Origin of the sequence: Microbacterium saperdae, assembly GCF_006716345.1 — a bacterium.
GTDB lineage: Bacteria > Actinomycetota > Actinomycetes > Actinomycetales > Microbacteriaceae > Microbacterium > Microbacterium saperdae.
In genome coordinates this window covers 153,705-171,425 of sequence record NZ_VFOX01000002.1, presented here as the reverse complement: position 1 = coordinate 171,425, position 17,721 = coordinate 153,705, and the positions used below count along the sequence as shown (strand labels likewise).

Genomic DNA, 17,721 nt, shown 5'->3' with positions numbered 1-17,721 from the left:
CGGCGTAAAGCGCCGTAAAGCGCCGTCACGGCGCGTCACACGGACATCGCTTGCCCGCAGCAGACGGTTGCATCGGAGCACCGCTTCCGCGGAACCCGACCCAGGAGGATCCATGTCCCGTCAGCTGCATCTGCTCGCCTTCGGCCACGTGCCAGGAGCGCTGACCGGCGCATGGCGCCTTCCCGAGGTCGCGACCGATCGGAGGAGCCTGCTGCAGCGCACGATCGACACCGCCCGCGTCGCGGAGGCGGGGCTGCTCGACGCGATCTTCTTCGCGGACGGACTCAACTTCGGCCCCGCCGGCACCTGGCCGCACAAGACACCGGATGACTTCGAACCCCTGACCACGGCGGCCGCGCTGTCGACCGTGACCGAACGGCTGGGTCTCGTGGTGACGGGGTCGTCGCAGTTCCAGGCGCCGTACAACCTCGCCAGGCAGCTGCTGTCGCTCGACAACCTCACGGGTGGGCGCGCGGGCTGGAACCTCGTCACCAGCTTCGCCCAGGCCGCGGCGGACAACTTCGGCACGCGCGGCGTGGTCGCCCACGACGACCGCTACCGGCAGGCGGAGGAGACGCTCGAGGTCGTGCGTGCGCTGTGGGACTCGCTGGAGGAGGATGCCGTGATCGCGGATGCCGAACGCGGGATCTTCCTCGATGTCTCGAAGGTGCACCGCGCCGACCACCACGGCGAGCACTTCGACGTCACGGGTCCGCTCGGTGCACGGCGCTCGCCGCAGGGGCAGCCCGTGATCTTCCAGGCCGGCTCTTCGACCGCGGGCACGGACTTCGCCGCCCGGCACGCGGATGCGATCTTCACCGGGCATCCCACGTTCGAGCGGGCGCAGGAGTTCTACGGCCGGATCACCGGACAGGCGCGTGATGCCGGCCGCACGCATCTGCCGATCGTGACCCCCGGCCTGTCGTTCGTGGTCGGCTCGACGGACGAGGAGGCGCGGCGGATCGAGGAGCACCTCGCCGAGGCGTTCATCCCGGAGTACCAGGCCGCCTGGCTCCAGGAGGTCGACATCGACGTGACCGGCTATCCGCTCGACGGCCCCGTGCCGCTGGACCGCTTCGCCTCCGCATCCGAGAAGCACCACACCGCGCTCGCCGGCTACCGGCACATCGCCGAGGGCTCTGCCACGCTGCGCGAGTTCCTCTACCGGACGATCTCGGCGTTCGGATTCCGGGTGGTCGGATCGCCCGAGCGGATCGCCGACGAGATCCAGCACTGGTACGAGGACGGTGCGGCCGACGGGTTCATCCTGCAGGCGGCGGTGGTTCCCGATCAGCTCGAGCAGTTCACGCAGCATGTGGTGCCGATCCTGCAGCAGCGCGGCCTCTTCCGCCGCGAGTACGCGGGCGACACCCTGCGCAGCCACCTCGGCATCCCGGCCCCGGCGAACCGGTACACCGCTGCGCGCTGATGCCGTCGACAGGCCGACTCAGGCGTCGCGCTTGGCCTCCAGCCGCCGCACGCGGGGGATGACCTCCTCCGCGAAACGTACGAGTTCGGGGAGCTGCGGCGAGAACTGCAGCAGGAACGTCGACACCCCGACCTCGGCGAAGCGGAGGAACCGTTCGGCGACCTGGTCGGGCGTGCCGATCAGGTCGGGGCGCAGGCCGCGGTTCGACACGGAGTAGTCCTTGAGGTCGACCGCGGTGTCGAGCTGCGACTTGCTGACGAACTCCTGGTACGACGCGTAGGCGGGGCCGTCCTGCACGTTCGTGATGCGCTCGACCTCGGCGCGGGCCTCGTCCTCGGTGTCGCGCACGACCGCGAACGCCGCCATGCCGAACGCCTCGAACGGAGTACGACCGGCGGCGGCGCGACGTCGGGTCATGTCCTCGACCTTCGCCCTGAGCTCGTCGACGGTGCCGCCGTGGGTCAGATAGGCATCCGCGAAGGAGGCGATCGTGCGTCGCCCTGCTTCGCTCTCGCCGCCCGCGTAGATGCGAGGTCGTACCTGCGGCTTGGGTTCGAGGAACGTGCCGTCGAGTGTGTAGTAGTCGCCCGCATACGAGAAGGGGGTCTCGCTCCAGAGCCCACGGAGCACGTCGACGAACTCGATCGTGCGCGCATAGCGGTCGTCGTGCGCGGTGAACACGCCGCCGTACTGCCTGGCTTCCTCCGCCCACCACGCCGAGACGACGTTGAGGGTGAAGCGGCCTCCGGAGATCGCGTCGATCGTGGCGGCCTGCTTGGCGGCGAGGGCGGGGTTGTGGAATCCGGGACGCACGGCGGCCAGGAGTTCCAGTCGCGAGGTCACGGCGGCGAGACCTGCCGTGATCGTCCATGCGTCGAGTGCCGGCCCCTCCGGCCCCTTGACGTCGTTGAGGTTGAGTTCGGGGATCAGCGTCAGGTCGAAGCCGCCGTCCTCGGCCGCGCGGGCGATCGCGGCGAGGTGCGCGAAATCGGCGGGCGTCTGCTCATCGGCGACGTTGCGGAGCCATCCTCCGAAGATCGGGGTCCAGTATCCGAAACGGATGCGCGGGGCGGCGGTGGTCATGAATCTCCTCCTGCAGACATGGTCATGACGCTAGGCCGTGCGGACGTCTGCGCCCCAGCGGCCTGCAACAGTCGGAAACCGGGTACGCTGAAAGTAGACCAATCGTTCTGTCTATCCGTGCGGGAGGAACCCATGACCACCACCACGTCGAAACGGCCGAGCCCGGCTCGCGCGCGCCTGATCGACACCGCCACCCGTCTCTTCTATGCCGAGGGCATCCATTCCGTGGGCGTCGACCGCGTGATCGCCGAGGCCGAGGTCACCAGGGCCACCCTGTACAAGCAGTTCGGCGGCAAGGAGAACCTCGTCCTCGCGTACCTGCACAACGAGGACGAGAACCTCCGCGCGATGTTCGTCGCGGCGGGAGCATCCGTCACGGATCCGGAAGGACTCCTCGACGCGGTCGTCGAGGGCATCGCGGCCGACATCCGTCTGCGGCACACGCGCGGATGCCCGTTCATCAACGCCGCCGCGGAGTACCCGGATGCCGAGGGGGCCGTGCGTCGGCTCATCGACGAGCACCGGGAGTGGTTCCGGGGCACGCTGCAGTCCGTGGCGGAGACGGCGGAGTTGGAGCGTCCTGCCGAGGTCGCGGCCTCCCTCGTCCTGCTGCGCGACGCCGCCCTCGTGGGGGGATATCTCGATGGCGAGGAGCGTGTGGCCCCTGCTTTCGAGCGCACGGCGCGTGCCGTGATCGACGCGCATCGGCCGCTCTGAGGGCCGGAAACCTGTTAACAGAGTGACAAAAGTGGTGCGACACGCCCTGGATATCGCCAAAACCCGCGAAATGACGCGGAAATGAGGGTGGTGGTTGATACATTCAAGGCGGTCACTCGACCAGGAGCATCCGCTCCGACACCCACAACGATGCGACGGGATCTCGTCGCTGGAGGATGACATGGCTGACAAGTCCATCACCAAGACCGAGCTCGTCGCGAGCATCGCAAGCGCCACGGGCCAGAGCCAGGCCACCGTCTCCGGTGTCCTCGACTCGCTGTTCGCCACGGTCTCCGACGCTGTTGCCAAGGGCAGCAAGGTCTCGATCCCGGGTTGGATCTCGTTCGAGCAGGTCGACACCGCTGCCCGCACGGGCCGCAACCCGCAGACCGGCGCCGAGATCAAGATCCCGGCCGGCAAGCGCGTCAAGGTCACCGCTGGCTCCAAGCTGAAGGCTGCCGTCAAGTAATCTCGACCGCACCTCTTCGAAGGCCGTCGCCCCTGTGGGCGGCGGCCTTCGTGCATCCCCGGGCGGGGCGGGCGGACAGCCGTTCCGAGCAGGTCGGATACCGCGGATACGCGGCTTAGGCTGGAGGGGTGAGTTCCCGCCCCGATACGACCAGCCGGAGTTCGGCGTATCGTGTCGCCGGCGTGGCCATCCTGATCGCCGCCGCCCTCGTGGCCGTGATCGCCGCCCTCGTCATCGGCGGCGGCGCCAAGACGCCGCTGCTGCAGGATCCGGGCCCCTTCGTGCTCTGGGGCACCCCGATCGCGAAGCTGCTCATGAACATGGCGGGCGCCGCGATGCTCGGCTCCCTGGTCCTCGCGCTGTTCGCGCTGCGCAGCGGCGAGAAGTCCTTCGACACGGCGCTCAACGTCGCCTCGATCGGAGCGGCGGTCTTCACCGTCGCGGCGGGGCTCGCCGGTTTCCTCGCGTTCATGTCCGCGTTCAACCCCCAGCTCAGTCTCGAGCGGGAGTTCGGTTCGCAGCTCGGCCGCTTCCTGCTCACCCTGCCGCTCGGTCAGTCGTGGCTCATCACGACCGTGTTCGGAGCGGTCATCACGGTTCTCGCGTTCGCGTGGCGGAGCTGGACCACGACCCTGCTCACGGCGATCCTCGCCGCCGCCTCGTTCCTGCCCCTGGCCACCCAGGGCCACGCGGGTGACCTCGCCGGCCACAACGTCGCGGTCAACTCGATCCTCCTCCACACGATCGGCGCCGCGGTCTGGCTCGGCGGACTGCTGCTGCTGGTCGTGCTCCGCGGTCGACCGGACGTCGACACCCCGCGCCTCGTGTCGCGCTACTCCACCCTCGCGATCGCCGCGTTCGTCGTGGTCGCCGTCTCGGGCGTCGCGCGCTCGGTCGTCGCTCTCGGGGACTGGAGTGCGCTGTGGACGCCGTACGGCGTCATCCTGATCGCCAAGGTCGTGCTGCTGGGGGGCATGGGGCTGCTCGGCGCCTGGTATCGCGCGCGGCTGATCCCCCGGCTCTCCGGCGAACGCGCCTCCCGCTGGTTCTGGATGCTGGTCCTGTGCGAGGTCGCACTCATGGGTCTGGCTTCGGGCGCCGCAGCCGCGCTCGCGCGCACCCCTCCGCCGACCGGTGAGGTGGCGTTCGCCCAGACGCCGGCCGAGGTGCTGACCCGCACCGCGCTGCCGCCGGAGTTCACGATCGACCGCTGGTTCACGTCGTGGGACATCGACATCCTGTGGCTGGTCGCCGCCGGGTTCGGACTGTTCTTCTACCTGGCCGGGGTCATCCGCCTGCACCGCCGGGGCGACCGCTGGCCGATCTACCGCACCATCTTCTGGGTGCTGGGCATGCTGATGCTGGTCTGGGTCACCGGCGGCCCGATCAACGCGTACCAGGAGTACCTGTTCAGCGTGCACATGCTCGGGCACATGATGCTGTCGATGGCGATCCCGCTGCTGCTCGTGAGCGGAGCCCCGATCACGCTCGCCCTGCGCGCCGTCCACAAGCGCGACGACGGCACGCGCGGCGGACGCGAGTGGATCATGTGGGCCGTGCACTCCCCGTTCTCGCGCGTCGTCACGCATCCGTTCGTCGCGGCGGGCATCTTCATCCTGTCGCTGTGGGCGTTCTACTTCACCGATCTCGTGCGCTGGTCGATGTACGAGCACCTCGGACACGAGTGGATGGTCGCGCACTTCCTGATCTCCGGCTACCTGTTCGTGCTGAGCCTGATCGGCGCGGACCCGGTGCCCTACCGCCTGCCCTACGCCGGCCGCCTGATCACCCTGATCGCGGTGATGGCCATGCACGCCTTCTTCGGCATGGCGATCATGATGCAGGAGGGGTTGATGGTCGCCGACTGGTTCGGCTCCATGGGGCGCACCTGGGGCCCTGACCCGATGGACGATCAGTACATCGGCGGCGGTGTCGCCTGGTCGATCGGTGAGATCCCGACGCTCATCCTCGCGATCACCGTCGCGATCCAGTGGAGCCGGGACGACACCAAGGTGCAGCGCCGCGGAGACCGCCATGCCGACCGCACGGGCGATGCCGAGCTCGAGGAGTACAACGCCAAGCTCGCCGCTCTCGCCGAGCGCGACCGCCGTCAGGCCGAGCGCGCCTGACCGCGGCCGCTAGTCTCCTGCGGGCTCGCCCGGCGATCCGACGCGGATCGATGCGGAGCCGTTGGGCAGGATCAGGATCGATCCGTTGACCTGGAACGGGACGTCTTCCGAGACGGCCTCGACCGAGCCGTCGAACAGCGACTTGATCTCGACCTCGACGTGCGCCACGGCGTCAGCGGGAGGGATCTGCCAGTGCCCGCCGTCCGGGGCGACGGTCACCTGGGGCTGCTCGGCGATCGACCACTTCGGCAAGGAGGCGATGCGGTTGCTGACCTGCAGGCCGAACGGGCATGCCGTCGGCTGGAGGACCTCCTGTGCCGTGCACTGCGTGAGGAACTCCTCGACGCGTTCCTGCACGACGCCGACGAACTCCTTCGTCGGTGTCGTCTGCACGTCGAGGGGAGTGATCGCGAGCGGGGTGTCCGCGAGGACGCCGATGCCGGTCGCCTCGGCGATCGCCGTGTCGACCGTGACCGAGTAGAGGCCCGGTGTGAAGACGAGGAGGGACAGCGGGTCGAGGGCTCCGGCTTCGGCGCCGTCCGCCGAGATCTGCCGCCGATCGACCTCGAACCCGTTGACCGCGAACTGATCCGCGCCCCGGAGGGTGAGGTCGACGACCGCGAGCGGGCTGGTCATGAAACGCCAGTTGGGGGTGACGCCTACCCAGCCGTCCTGCGCGACGAGGAAGGTGGTGGTGCCTTCGTGGCCACCGGCCTGGTAACTGACGGTCACGGCGGTTCCGCCGTCGACGGGCTTCTCCGAGTCGACGTGTATGTCGGACAGCGGTGCCAGAGCGGCGTGGCGGAGCATCGCCTCGGATGCCCCCGCGTCGACGCCGGCCTGAGCGAGCGTCTCGCGGTCGATCGCGACCCCGGGGATGCGCAGCGCGTCGGCCGCCCGCCCGGCCGAGAGCAGGTCGAGGTAGCGGGTGACGAAGGCCGAAGGGCCGTAGAACTGCTGGTACAGGGTGGCACCGCCGGCGCCGATCGCCGCGACCAGGAGCAGCCCGATGACGGTCAGCATCGCGAGGTCGACGCCGAGACGAGCGCGCCGAGGCGCCTTCGTCTCCACCTGGTTCATGGCGCCAGTCTAGGAGGACGTCCTGAGACGATGCCGAGCGCCACGAGGCGCTGGCCGATGCCGGGCCGTACCATGGGGGAGCGCCTGTACCCACCCGCTTCCCCGTGAGAGATCCGTGTCCCTTCCCGCCCTGTCCGACGAGCAGCACGAGCTGTTCCGTCTCATCGAGGACACCAGCGAGCACGTGTTCATCACCGGCCGTGCCGGCACGGGGAAGTCGACCCTGCTGCAGTACTTCGCGTGGAACACCGCCAAGCAGATCGCGATCTGTGCGCCCACGGGAGTGGCGGCGCTCAATGTCGAGGGGCAGACGATCCACTCGCTGTTCCGCCTGCCCATCGGACTGATCGCGGATGGCGACATCGATCAGAACGACGCCACGCGCCGCATCCTGAACGCGATCGAGACGCTGGTCATCGATGAGATCTCGATGGTCAACGCCGACCTGATGGATGCGATCGACCGGTCGCTCCGCCAGGCACGAGGTCGGCGCGGCGAGCCGTTCGGCGGGGTGCAGGTCGTGATGTTCGGCGACCCCTACCAGCTCGCCCCGGTGCCGCCGCGCGGCGACGAGGCCCGCTATGTGCAGGACCACTACCGGTCGTTCTGGTTCTTCGACGCGAAGGTGTGGGCGGGCGGCTCGGGGGGCTCGGGTTCGTCCGACCAGCAGGGGCTCTTCGAGGTCGACACCCGGGCGAAGCTGCACGTGCGCGAACTGGTGCAGATCCATCGTCAGTCGGATGACGGCTTCAAGGCCATGCTCAATGCCGTGCGCTACGGGCGGGTCACGGCCGAGATCGCCGGAGTGCTCAACACCCAGGGCGCACGAACGCCCCCTGAACCGGAGCCGGGCGAGGTGCCGATGATCACCCTGGCCACGCGCAACGACATCGTGAACAGCATCAACAGCCGCCACCTCGCCGCCCTCGCGGGCAAGGAGCAGACGGCGCGCGCCGAGGTCAGCGGCGACTTCGGACGCGGAGAGGCATCGTTGCCCGCCGAAGCCGAGCTCAAGCTCAAGGTCGGCGCGCAGGTGATGTTCCTCCGCAACGACACCGCGATGTCGGGTGAGCCTCCGCGCTGGGTGAACGGCACGATCGGCACGGTGCTGCGCATTCTCGGCAGTTCCGTGCGCGTCGACATCGACGGCGAGGAGGTCGACGTCGAACCGGCCGTCTGGGAGCGCTTCCGCTACGCGTACGACCAGAACACCAAGAAGCTCAGCCGCGACGTGGTCGCCGAGTTCACGCAGTTCCCCCTGCGGCTGGCGTGGGCCGTCACGATCCACAAGTCGCAGGGCAAGACGTACGAGCGCGCGATCATCGACCTCGGTTCCGGGGCGTTCGCACCCGGGCAGACCTACGTCGCGCTCAGCCGACTGACCTCGCTGGAGGGGCTGTACCTGTCACGGGACCTGCGTCCTCGCGATATCCGCGTCGATGAGGACGTGCGGCGATTCATGCGCGATGCGTGGCTGGCGGCATCCACGCCGGAGCTCCCGAAGAGCTGAGCGGTCTCGTCAGGCCGCCGCGCGCGCCCGGTCGAGGTCTTCGAACAGCTCCGTGTTGAAGCGGTAGGCGAGCAGCACCTCGTCGATCACGCGCTCGCGCTCGGCCTCGTCCCATGGGGCGGAGTCGAGCTGCTCGCGGTAGACGTCCTTGAACGCGGCGGGGTCGGCGATGTCGTCGAACAGGTAGAAGCCGATGCCGTTCGTCTCGAAGCCGAAGCGGCGTGCCATCACGCGGCCGATGAAGATCCCGCCCGAGAGATCGCCGAGGTAGCGGGTGTAGTGGTGCGCGACGAAGCCGCCCGGCCAGGTCGCGCCGACCTCGCGGATGCGGTCCACGTACCGCTGCGTCGTGGGCAGCGCGACGATCTGCTCGCGCCAGTCGGCTCCGAGCAGGAACTCCAGGTCGGCTTCGAGCGCGGGAAGGCGCGTGAGCTTGTCGCTGAGGAACACCGAGGCCACCGGATCCTGGCGCATGCGCTCGCCGACACCCTCGAGTGCGTCGTAGATGAAGTAGTGCTGCGCGACGAGGGAGATGTAGTCCTCGCGAGAACCCTCGCCCTTGAGGAGGTCGGACATGAAGCCGGCGGTCTCGCTGCGCGAGTGCGATCCGGAGGAACGTTCCCGGAGGGCGGCGGAGAAGGAGAGGATCTCGGACATGACCTCAGTGTAAGGGTTGCCTAAGTCGTCACGAAACCCGGAGACTCATGAATTCCCGGTGCGAATCCTGGGGATCAGTCGTGCGGACGCGGCTCGATGCCCAGGCGCTCGCACGCAGCGTCGTAGATCGCGACGACCTCGCGGCGCACTGCGGGGCGGTCGGCGATGGGGCCGCCCGGCCACGCCACCGTCAGCTCGGACGTGACTCCGTCGCGGGTGACGTCCCACCGGCCGCCGTCCCCGTCGAATCCCGTCATCACGGCGTCCGTGATCGCACCGCCGTCCGAGGCCGAGAAGGCCCGGGCGATGAGGAGATTGTCGTCGGTGTGGTCGCCGTTCATGTGGCGCAGCACGGCGGCGGTCACGTCGGCATCGAAGGAGTGGGGCACATTCACACCTTATGACGCTTCGCGCGGGGTGGTCTTTCAGCATCCGCGTTCTAGACTCGGGAGACATCTTCTCGGGGGTTCCTTCCATGCAGCTTCTCTCGTCGCGCCGGTGGCGCGCCGCCGCGGCCAGTGCGGCCGTGCTCGGTCTCGTCCTCACCGGTTGTACTGCGGAGGACTCCTTCACCTACACCCCGCCCGCTCAGGTCGACGGCGCCCTCCCCGACGACACGGTCGCCGCGATGCAGGCGGCGGTCGACAGCGCGATGGTCTCCTCGGGGGCATCCGGAGCGATCGTGGGCGTCTGGGTGCCGTGGGCCGGATCCTGGGTGACCGGCGTCGGCACGACCGAGAAGGACGGCGCCCCGGTCGACACCGACATGTCGTTCCGCATCGCCGACGTGACCCGCCTGATGACCTGCGATGTGCTCTACGCGCTGGCCGACGAGGGCACCGTCGAGCTCGACGCGCCCGTGCCCGAGTACGTCTCCGGCGTGGCCGACATGAAGGACATCACGCTCCTCGACCTCTGCAACGGCACCAGCGGTGCCGGCTCCTCCGAGGCGACCGTGAAGTCGGCGTGGATGAACACGCCGGGTCGCATCTGGTCTCCTCTGGAGCTCGCCGGCTACGGCCTCGGTCGGGAGCGGATCCCCCCGCACACCACCTTCCGCGATTCCGATGCGGGATATCTGCTGCTCGGGCTCGCGCTGGAGCGGGCCTCAGGCATGTCGGCATCTGAGCTGATCGCGGAGTACGTCACCGAGCCCCTCGGCCTGTCGAACACGTCGCTGCCCGGTGACGCGGCCGCTCCGCCGTCGACCGGACCCGTGTTGAAGGGCCACTACATGAACGCCGTGGAGGGCGGGTACGACTGTGCGGCGCCGGTCGACATCACCACACTGTCGGCGAGCAGCGGGTTCACGGACTCCGGTGCGGTCTCCACGATCGCCGACCTCGGCCGCTACGCGCAGGCCGAGGCGCAGCAGGCGCTCCGCACGAAGGACGATCCGGACCGCTTCGGCTCCCCGCTCCCGCTCAGCAGCTCCGCACCGTCCTGGTATCAGGCCACCGGCGGCGCCTACCTCGTGGGCTCCCTCATCGGCCAGCACGGATGGACGCCCGGCTACGCGACCGCTGCGTACTCCGATCCTGCGACAGGTTTCACCGTGGCCGTCGTGCTCAACGACTCCACGGCCTCGGGCAACATCGCCGCCTACCTCGCCTGGGAGCTCGCCGCGATCGGTTCGAAGGCTCCCGCCGCGGAGGGCCAGACCGCTCCCGAGTTCGGGCTGCCGTTCACGGGCGAGCAGTACCACGAGTCGATCACCAACGCGGCGCTCACCTGCGCCGCGCCCCCCGCGGAGTGATCCCGTTCTGACCTGCGGCGGCGTCCGGAAGGAGCGGCGATGACGATCATCGACAACGCGATCTACGTGGACGGCATCCGCACAGCGAATCCGAAGAGTCTCAGCGAGACCTTCGAGCGGATGCGCGAGCGGCAGGGCATGAGCTGGATCGGCCTGTACCGCCCCAGCGAGGAGGAGATCCGCGAGGTCGCCGACGAGTTCGGCATCCACGCGCTCGTCGTGGAGGATGCGCTCGGCGGACACCAGCGTTCCAAGCTCGAGCGCTACGGCGACGTGCTGTTCATGGTGCTGCGTCCCGCGCGCTACCTGGACGACACCGAGGAGGTCGAGTTCGGTGAGGTGCACGTCGTGGTCGGACCGGACTTCGTCGTGACGATCCGGCACGCCGAGTCGCCGGATCTGGGACGGGTGCGCCGCCGCCTGGAGGGCGACCCCGCACTGCTCGCGCGCGGCCCCGAGGCGGTGCTGTATGCGATCCTCGACGAGGTCGTCGACGAGTACGCTCCCGTGCTCGCCGGGCTCGAGAACGACATCGACGAGATCGAGAGCCAGCTGTTCGAGGACGACGTGGACGCCACGCAGCGCATCTACGAGCTCGGCCGCGAGGTGATCGACTTCCAGCGCGCGACCCAGCCGTTGTCGGGGATGCTGGAGGCGCTGCTGCGCGGTTCCGAGAAGTACCTGGTCGACGAGGAGTTGCAGCGCTACCTGCGCGACGTGCTCGACCACACGCTCCGCGTCGCCGACCGGGCGAACACGTTCCGCACGGTGCTCGACAATGCGCTGACGGTGGAGTCGACGATCGTCGCGCGCCGTCAGAACGAGGAGATGCGGCGGATGACCGAACTGAGCATCCGACAGAACGAAGAGGTCAAGAAGATCTCCGGCTGGGCGGCGATCCTGTTCGCACCGACCCTGATCGGGACGATCTACGGCATGAACTTCGACCACATGCCCGAACTGCACTGGGTGCTCGGATATCCGATGGCGATCGCCATGATGCTGGCGATGGGCCTGGGCCTGTACGTCGTGTTCAAGCGCAAGGGCTGGCTCTAGCATCCCGCTCGCCCGGGACGCCGGAGCGGTCAGCCTTCGTCGGCGTCGGGCATACCGGGACCGGGGCCGGGTCGCACGGCGGCATCCGGGGCGATGTCGATGCGGGTGACGCCTTCTCGTTCGGTCACCTCGATGCGCGGGGCCGCGTCGGCCTCCGTGGCGTCGGGAGCAGCGGTGAGCTGATCGTGGCGCTTCTCCTCGCTCGTCATCTCGGGGACGGACGTCGCCTCGGCGGAGGTCTCATCGGGCTTCGTCATGGTGCTTCTCCTCGGTATCGGGGGTGTGGGTCTTGTCCTCCGCGCGTCGCCGTCCCCAGCGGGCGAGGAGAGAGAGCAGGGCGCCGACCGCGAGCAGGATCGCTCCGAACAGCCAGACGATCGGGCGCTGCTGCGTGAGCAGCAGGATGCAGGAGCCGATGCCGAGCACGGGGACGAACGTCCACACCCGGAAGTGGTCGTGATCGACGCGGTCGCGCCGCAGCACCAGCACCGACACGTTCGCGCTCAGGAAGACGAAGAGCAGGAGCAGCACGACGGTCTCGGCGAGCGTGGCCAGGTCTCCGACGAGTGTCAGACCCATGGCCACCAGGGTGCTGGCCAGGATGGCGACCCAGGGTGTCTTCCGCTTCGGCAGCACGCGGGAGAGGACGGCGGGCAGCAGCTTCTGCTCCGACATCCCGTAGGTGAGGCGACTGACCATGATCATCGTCAGCAGCGCGCCGTTCGCGACCGCGATCAATGCGATGAGGCTGAACAGCCAGGAGGGGACGCTCACTCCGGTCGCCTCGACGACGGCGAGCAGCGGGCCGCTGGACTCCTGGAGGTCTGCCGCCGGCAGCGCGATCGAGCTCGCGACTCCGACCAGCACATACACGGCACCCGCCGTGAACAGCGCAGCGAAGAGGGCCCGCGGATACGTGCGTCGCGGATCCTTCACCTCTTCGATCATGTTCGCGGAGGTCTCGAAACCCACGAACGAGTAGTACGCGATCACGGCGCCGGCGAGCACCGAGAGTGCGACGCTCGTGCCCTCGGGGGTCTCGGTGATGCGGGAGATGTCTCCTCCGCCCCCGCCCACGAACATCGCCACGACCGCGACCACGATGACCAGCCCGCTCAGCTCGATCGCCGTCATGACCAGGTTGGCTCCGAGCGACTCGCGGATGCCGCGGGCGTTCAGTGCCGCCACCACGGCGAGGAACGCGATCGCCACCGGGATGGTCGGAAGATCGACGAAGGTGCTCAGGTAGTCGCCCGCGAAGGCGAGAGCGAGTCCCGCTGCGCTCGTCACCCCGGCCGCCAGCATGCTGAAGCCGACCAGGAACGACACCAACGGGCTGTGGAACGCCCGTTCGGCGAAGACGGCGGCGCCTCCGGCCTTCGGATACTTGGTGACCAGCTCCGCATAGGAGCCGGCGGTGAGCAGGGCGAGCAGCAGGGCCAGCAGCAGTGGCGCCCACAGCATCCCGCCGACCTTCTCCGACAGCACACCCATGAGCGCGTAGATCCCGGCGCCCAGCACGTCGCCGAGGATGAAGGCGAACAGGAGAGGGCCGGTGATCGCCCTCCGCAGCCGGGTGGGGGTCTCCGCGGCGGGAGCGATCTCGGTGGTCATCCTCACACGGTAGGTGCCGGGGTGGGAGACGACGACGGGGTTGACACCGCCTCGCGTGGCTGTCGCAGTGCTCCTACCGGGGACATTCCGGAGATTCCCCGGGCTCCGTCACACTCAGCCTTCTCACAGAAAAACCGCGAGTCCCCACGCCTCGGTCTCGGAGAGCCGATATATTGTGGTCGCGCGAGGCGGGGGAGCCGGCCGAGTGCGCGGGCGATCATGCGTATCGCTCACAACCTCACAAGAAATGGGTTCACTCATGACCGGTACCGCACGCAAGGCGCTCGCCGAAGCGCTCGCGACCTTCCTCTTCGTCCTCGCGATCATCGCCGCCGTCAACAGCGGCAACCCGCTGACTCCGCTGGCCATCGGTTTCACGCTGGCCGTCCTCGTCTACGCGACGGGCCACATCTCGGGTGCGCACCTCAACCCCGCCGTCTCGGTCGGTGTCTTCCTGCGCGGCGGCCTCAGCGTCGTCGACTTCGTCGCCTATCTGATCGCTCAGCTCGTCGGTGGCGTGCTTGCCGCACTGGTGAGCCTGACCGTGTGGCCGGCCGGTGAGAAGGCCATGGTCATCGAGGTCGGCCCCGCCTTCCTCGTCGAGGCGCTCTTCACGCTGATCCTGGTCTACGTCGTGCTGAACGTCGCGACCTCGAAGGACACCGCGGGCAACTCGTTCTACGGTCTCGCGATCGGTGGCGTCGTCTTCGTCGGTGCGACCACGGTCGGCTCGATCTCGGGTGGTGGCTTCAACCCGGCCGTCGCGCTCGGACTCTCGGTCAGCGGTCACTTCGCGTGGAGCTCCCTGTGGCTCTACTTCGTCGCCCCGATCGTCGGTGCCGTGATCGCCGCGATCCTGTTCCGCGTGCTCAACACGGACGACGCGAAGAAGATCGCCGCCGGCGAGTAACAGCTTCTCTCCGAACGCCGCGCATCCCGTCCAGGGTGCGCGGCGTTCTCGCGTCCGGCATCCGTCGTGCGGGGGATGCGAGCAGGCGAGGCGGCGTCGTACCGTGGCGTCATGCTGATCGTCGAAGAGCTCCACCTTCTGCTGCTGCGACCGGACGGCCGCCTCGAGACCTCCGCCGCGTCGTACCGCCTGTTCGGCGAGGTCGCTGCCGTGATCGTCGACCTCACGCTGCACGGCCGAGTGATCGTGACAGAGGACAAGAAGGCCACGGTGCAGGTCGTCTCGGCAGAGCCGACCGGGAACCCGGTGCTCGACGCGGTGCTCGCCCGGCTGGTTCCGCTCAGCGGCAAGCGCCTGCAATCGCTGGTGTACTCGACGAAGCTCGATCCCCTCGATGAGGTCGTCGCCTCACTGGTGGTTCAGGGCGTGCTCGCGCGCGGCGAGCGCGGTTTCTTCGGATGGGGTGCGGAGCGCACCCCCGAGTCCGACCCTGGTCCTGAGGCTCTGCTGCGCTCGCGGCTGGCTGCGGTCATCGCGGGTACCGCGGCGCCCACTCAGGCCGACCTCACGCTGCTCGCCATCCTGCAGGGGCTCAACGCCGCTCATCCGCTGCTCCGCCAGGAGGTCGGCCAGCTCTCCGCCGGCCAGCTGCGCAAGCGGATCGAAGCGCTCACCACCGGCTCGCCCGCGGGCGGTGCCGTCTCGGTGGCCGTGAACTCCGCGATCGCCGCGACCATGATGGCGGTCATGACCCCGGTGATCGTGGCGACGACGATCAGCTGAGCGGTCGTCGCCGGGGGCGTGCCGTCACGACCGCGATGCCGTGGTGATCACGATCTTCCCCGTCGCATGACCGGCGATGGACCGCGCGTAGGCCTCGCGCACGCTCCCGAGCTGATGCACCGAATCGATGGGCAGTTCGATCGCGCGGTCGGCGAGCAGCTGTGCCACGATCGCGAGCTCGCGAGGACCGGCGGCGGCCCCGCCCACTCCGGCGATCGGATGCCGCTGCCGCGCCTCGTAGTCGGCGACCGAGTTGATCCGCTCCGGGATCACGCCGAGAGCGAGGCCCAACTCGACGGTGCCGTGTCCCACGGTGTCGAACACGACGGTGAGCCCCTCGGGCGCGGCGGTGCGCAGCCGATCGGCAAGGTTGTCTCCGTAGGCCAGCGGATGCACGCCGAGCCGTCGCAGCAGAGCATGGTTGCGCGGGCTCGCGGTGCCGTAGACGCGTGCGCCGGTCCGGGCGGCGAGCTGCGCGGTGAGGATGCCGACGCCACCGGCTGCCCCGCTGACCAGCACCACGTCGTCCGCGGTGAGATGCTGCGACTCGACGCTCGCGAAGGCGGTGCGTCCGACCACGTTCAGTGACCCGGCCACGAGCAGCGACAACCCCTGCGGCACGCGCACCAGCAGGCGGGGGTCGATCACGAGATGGTCCGCCTGCGCGTGATAGCGGAGTCCGCCGAACACCCGGTCGCCGACGCGCCAGCCCTCGACATCCGCCCCGGTCGCGGCGATCGTGCCCGCGAAGTCATAGCCGTTGCCCGAGGGGAGGTTCCGCTCATAGGAGTCGTGCAGCGGCTGCCCGCTGAAGAGCTTCCAATCGACGGGGTTCACCCCGGCCGCGGCGACCCGCACGAGCACCTCGTCGGGCGCCGGCACGGGGATCGGCCGCAGCTCGACCTCGAGCACCTCCGGGCCGCCGAAGCGGCGGAACACCACGCGGCGGGACACGGCATCCGGTTCGTCGGCGATCATGCGCTCAGCATAGGAGGCAGGGGGCTGTCCGGCACGGACCGATGCCACATACTCGTAACCATGGCTACAGAAGCACCCGGCGACGACGTCAATCTCTACGGCATCCGTGCTGTCGAGAGGACCTGCGACCTCTTGGACACTCTGGCGGCGTCGGGCGGCCCGGTCTCGCTCACCGCACTCGCGAAAGCATGCGGGCTCCCGAAGACTTCGGCGTTCCGCTACCTCTCCACCCTGGTCGCTCGCAACTATGTCGAGCGCGTCGGCGACTCCAACGACTTCCGGCTGGGCGTCGGGGTGTACTCGCTGCAGGCCGATCATCTGGAGCGACTCGGCCAGATCGCTCGCCCGCACCTGGAGCGGCTCAGGGACGAGCTCGGCGAGACGGCGAACATGGGGATCCTCGTGGGCCGCGAAGTCGCCTATGTGGACATCGTCGAGAGCACTCACGCGGTGCGGCTGGCGGCGCGGCCGCGCGACCGTGACGCGCTGCACTGCACCGCGCTCGGCAAGGCGATCCTCGCCCGTATGCCGCTCGAGGCGGCGGAGAAGCTGGTCGGCGAGCGCTTCTCCCCCCGCACCGAGCGCACGATCCTCTCATGGCCGGCGCTCCGTGATGACCTCGATCGGGTGCGAGCCCAGGGATACGCCGTGGATGACGAGGAGAACGAGATCGGTGGGCGGTGCATCGCGGTGCCGATCCCGATCGAATCTCCCCGCATCGCCATCAGCGTCTCCTCCGTGACTCCGCGCCTGCCGATGGACAAGGTCCCGGTTGTCGCTGCGCGTCTCCGGGCGGTGGCTGCGGTCATTGCGGAAGAGGCGGCCGGACTGTAGATTCCATTCAGTGGACAACAGGGTTCACTGAATGGAACGAGGTGGAACGTGCAGGACACATGGTCGATCGAGGAGATCAACGCGACCCTCTTCACGGCGGTGCTGAGCGACATCATGGACGGGCTGGGCCTGGGCGGTCAGGTCGCCGATCCGTCGCTGCGCCCCCTGCAGGCCGGAATGCGCGTCGTGGGCTACGCACGGCCCTGCCGTGCGGTCTCCGTGAACCGCGAGCCGGAGGCCCCGTACGCGGCTCTCATGCAGATCATCGATGACCTCCAGGACCAGGACGTCCTCCTGATCGCAATGGACCAGCACGCGACCAGTGCCATCTTCGGCGGCCTCCTCGCCACCGCCGTCTCGTCCGCGGGCGGCCGAGGCGTGATCGTCGACGGCTTCGCACGTGACGCGGACGAGATCGTGGAGATCGGCATGCCGACGTTCGTCAAGGGGCTCGTGCCGCTGGACTCCTACGGGCGCGACGAGGTCGTGGAGATCGACCAGCCGATCACCATCGCAGGAGTTCCCGCCGGACGAGGGGACCTGGTCTTCGGCGACGAGGACGGACTCGTCGTGGTGCCGCACGCACGCCTCGGCGAGGTGCTGCGCCTCGCATTCGAGAAGGTGGCGGGCGAGAGCGACGTGCGCGCCGCGCTCAAGGGCGGCATGTCGACATCCGAGGCCTTCGCCAAGTTCGGAATCCTCTAGGCGGTCGAGGG

At 68.9% G+C, this 17,721-nt stretch carries 18 protein-coding genes; 11 read left to right on the top strand and 7 right to left on the bottom strand.

What is annotated here, in order from left to right; all coding sequences use genetic code 11:
• Nucleotides 1-112: 112 nt before the first annotated feature.
• On the top strand, nucleotides 113-1,429 hold the full coding sequence (locus FB560_RS15410; protein WP_141873410.1) for an NtaA/DmoA family FMN-dependent monooxygenase: 1,317 nt from the start codon (nucleotides 113-115) through the stop codon (nucleotides 1,427-1,429).
• Nucleotides 1,430-1,447: 18 nt separating this feature from the next.
• Here FB560_RS15410 and FB560_RS15405 read toward each other — a convergent pair whose 3' ends face one another.
• Nucleotides 1,448-2,512 (bottom strand): LLM class flavin-dependent oxidoreductase, encoded by a 1,065-nt coding sequence (locus FB560_RS15405; protein ID WP_211350000.1) that lies wholly within the window; start codon nucleotides 2,510-2,512, stop codon nucleotides 1,448-1,450.
• Nucleotides 2,513-2,644: 132 nt separating this feature from the next.
• Between FB560_RS15405 and FB560_RS15400 the strand changes: the two genes are divergently transcribed.
• The 3 genes from FB560_RS15400 (at nucleotide 2,645) to FB560_RS15390 (ending at nucleotide 5,827) form a co-directional block, all read left to right on the top strand.
• Nucleotides 2,645-3,229, top strand: a complete 585-nt coding sequence (locus tag FB560_RS15400; protein ID WP_141873409.1) for a TetR/AcrR family transcriptional regulator — start codon at nucleotides 2,645-2,647, stop codon at nucleotides 3,227-3,229.
• Between the two features lie 181 nt (nucleotides 3,230-3,410).
• Nucleotides 3,411-3,698, top strand: a complete 288-nt coding sequence (locus FB560_RS15395) for an HU family DNA-binding protein (RefSeq protein ID WP_017203554.1) — start codon at nucleotides 3,411-3,413, stop codon at nucleotides 3,696-3,698.
• A 128-nt stretch (nucleotides 3,699-3,826) separates the two neighbouring features.
• Complete coding sequence (locus tag FB560_RS15390; RefSeq protein ID WP_141873408.1) at nucleotides 3,827-5,827, top strand: cytochrome c oxidase assembly protein; 2,001 nt, start codon at nucleotides 3,827-3,829, stop codon at nucleotides 5,825-5,827.
• Nucleotides 5,828-5,836: 9 nt separating this feature from the next.
• Here FB560_RS15390 and FB560_RS15385 read toward each other — a convergent pair whose 3' ends face one another.
• Complete coding sequence (locus FB560_RS15385) at nucleotides 5,837-6,907, bottom strand: hypothetical protein (RefSeq protein ID WP_141873407.1); 1,071 nt, start codon at nucleotides 6,905-6,907, stop codon at nucleotides 5,837-5,839.
• 115 nt (nucleotides 6,908-7,022) lie between these two features.
• On the opposite strand from FB560_RS15385, the gene FB560_RS15380 reads away from it, so the two are divergent.
• Entirely contained in the window at nucleotides 7,023-8,417 is a 1,395-nt protein-coding gene (locus FB560_RS15380) for an ATP-dependent DNA helicase (protein WP_141873406.1), read from the top strand.
• Between the two features lie 9 nt (nucleotides 8,418-8,426).
• Here the strand turns inward: FB560_RS15380 and FB560_RS15375 are convergent, their stop codons facing one another.
• Nucleotides 8,427-9,074: a biliverdin-producing heme oxygenase gene (locus tag FB560_RS15375; protein ID WP_141873405.1), complete on the bottom strand. Its 648-nt coding sequence runs from the start codon at nucleotides 9,072-9,074 to the stop codon at nucleotides 8,427-8,429.
• Between the two features lie 74 nt (nucleotides 9,075-9,148).
• Nucleotides 9,149-9,463, bottom strand: coding sequence for a DUF2470 domain-containing protein (locus tag FB560_RS15370; RefSeq protein ID WP_141873404.1), 315 nt, complete (start codon nucleotides 9,461-9,463; stop codon nucleotides 9,149-9,151).
• Between the two features lie 86 nt (nucleotides 9,464-9,549).
• Here FB560_RS15370 and FB560_RS15365 point away from each other — a divergent pair, with 86 nt between their 5' ends.
• Together FB560_RS15365 and corA are read left to right on the top strand one after the other, a co-directional pair.
• Nucleotides 9,550-10,830, top strand: coding sequence for a serine hydrolase domain-containing protein (locus tag FB560_RS15365; RefSeq protein ID WP_141873403.1), 1,281 nt, complete (start codon nucleotides 9,550-9,552; stop codon nucleotides 10,828-10,830).
• Nucleotides 10,831-10,869: 39 nt separating this feature from the next.
• Nucleotides 10,870-11,886 (top strand): magnesium/cobalt transporter CorA, encoded by a 1,017-nt coding sequence (gene corA, locus FB560_RS15360; protein WP_141873402.1) that lies wholly within the window; start codon nucleotides 10,870-10,872, stop codon nucleotides 11,884-11,886.
• A gap of 29 nt (nucleotides 11,887-11,915) precedes the next feature.
• Here the strand turns inward: corA and FB560_RS15355 are convergent, their stop codons facing one another.
• Together FB560_RS15355 and FB560_RS15350 are read right to left on the bottom strand one after the other, a co-directional pair.
• Nucleotides 11,916-12,143, bottom strand: coding sequence for a multidrug transporter (locus tag FB560_RS15355; RefSeq protein ID WP_141873401.1), 228 nt, complete (start codon nucleotides 12,141-12,143; stop codon nucleotides 11,916-11,918).
• A complete protein-coding gene (locus FB560_RS15350) occupies nucleotides 12,127-13,500 on the bottom strand; it encodes an APC family permease (RefSeq protein ID WP_141873400.1) in 1,374 nt (457 codons plus the stop codon). The genes FB560_RS15355 and FB560_RS15350 overlap by 17 nt, the downstream gene beginning before the upstream one ends.
• Before the next feature lie 259 nt (nucleotides 13,501-13,759).
• On the opposite strand from FB560_RS15350, the gene FB560_RS15345 reads away from it, so the two are divergent.
• Together FB560_RS15345 and FB560_RS15340 are read left to right on the top strand one after the other, a co-directional pair.
• The gene (locus FB560_RS15345; RefSeq protein ID WP_141873399.1) at nucleotides 13,760-14,410 is read left to right on the top strand and encodes an MIP/aquaporin family protein; all 651 of its coding nucleotides are present in this window, start codon (nucleotides 13,760-13,762) and stop codon (nucleotides 14,408-14,410) included.
• A 111-nt stretch (nucleotides 14,411-14,521) separates the two neighbouring features.
• On the top strand, nucleotides 14,522-15,193 hold the full coding sequence (locus FB560_RS15340) for a GOLPH3/VPS74 family protein (protein WP_170198178.1): 672 nt from the start codon (nucleotides 14,522-14,524) through the stop codon (nucleotides 15,191-15,193).
• Between the two features lie 24 nt (nucleotides 15,194-15,217).
• Here FB560_RS15340 and FB560_RS15335 read toward each other — a convergent pair whose 3' ends face one another.
• Nucleotides 15,218-16,171, bottom strand: coding sequence for an NADP-dependent oxidoreductase (locus FB560_RS15335; RefSeq protein ID WP_211349999.1), 954 nt, complete (start codon nucleotides 16,169-16,171; stop codon nucleotides 15,218-15,220).
• A gap of 60 nt (nucleotides 16,172-16,231) precedes the next feature.
• Between FB560_RS15335 and FB560_RS15330 the strand changes: the two genes are divergently transcribed.
• Both FB560_RS15330 and FB560_RS15325 read left to right on the top strand, forming a co-directional pair.
• Nucleotides 16,232-17,005 carry an IclR family transcriptional regulator gene (locus FB560_RS15330; RefSeq protein ID WP_141873397.1) on the top strand — a complete coding sequence of 258 codons (774 nt, stop codon included), beginning with the start codon at nucleotides 16,232-16,234 and terminating at the stop codon, nucleotides 17,003-17,005.
• 48 nt (nucleotides 17,006-17,053) lie between these two features.
• Entirely contained in the window at nucleotides 17,054-17,710 is a 657-nt protein-coding gene (locus FB560_RS15325) for an RraA family protein (RefSeq protein ID WP_141873396.1), read from the top strand.
• Nucleotides 17,711-17,721 lie beyond the last annotated feature (11 nt).